This window comes from Vibrio genomosp. F10 str. ZF-129, assembly GCF_000287055.2.
GTDB lineage: Bacteria > Pseudomonadota > Gammaproteobacteria > Enterobacterales > Vibrionaceae > Vibrio.
Genome location: NZ_AJYQ02000067.1, coordinates 1 through 761, shown reverse-complemented (window position 1 = coordinate 761; position 761 = coordinate 1). Strand labels below are relative to the sequence as shown.

General features: G+C 42.8%; 1 protein-coding gene. It reads right to left on the bottom strand.

What is annotated here, in order from left to right; translation table 11 throughout:
* Positions 1 to 272: 272 nt before the first annotated feature.
* Entirely contained in the window at positions 273 to 719 is a 447-nt protein-coding gene (locus A1QO_RS06945) for a GNAT family N-acetyltransferase (protein WP_017039786.1), read from the bottom strand.
* Positions 720 to 761: the final 42 nt, after the last annotated feature.

Here is a 761-nt window from a genome sequence, read left to right as displayed (position 1 = left end):
TTGGTCGGTGGCATATTAATCTTTCGCTGATGCTAACTGGCGACAACGCAAAAGAAACCGCCAGACTCGAATCGAGCGACTGAGGTAATTTGAGCGTAAAATCCACCCACAAACACAGAACTACCCACTACAAAAACAACACGTTAACAGTAGCTTTATAACGCCTTGTTAAGTAGCAGCTAACTGCCACTGCACCCAAACAAAGCCACCGTAATCACTAAACTCAACCAAACCAAAATCGCCAAACGTTAGCTGTCTGCTTGAACAAATTGTTATGTGCGAACTAAAGACATTGGCACGAAACGAATTCCGTTGAACTCTGCTTCTTCACCTGTTGCTACGAAACCATTGCGATTGTAAAACCCAACAGCATTTACCGATGAACGCAGGCTAACTTCACAAGCGTCTGTCTGATTGAGCAAATGATTCAATAAAATACGACCTAAACCTGAACCCTGCTGTGAATTTGCAACAAACAAATGAGTTAGATAATTTCCACCACGCAAAGCGGCAAAACCAAGAACTTCTCCACCCGACACCGCCTTAATTGATGAAAACTTCTCATCATCAAGAGTAGATGCTAAGTCAGGTAATACTCTGTCCTTATACTCTTGCTTTCCTTGTGCATTAAGCATTGGAAGCACATCCTTGGCTGAGACCTCTGAAACAAGCCTTGTTACAGCGTCTAAATCCGTTTTTAGAACCTTTTGAATTTCCATATTTCCTCCGAGCACATAACGCTCGCTTAAGCTGCAACCAAC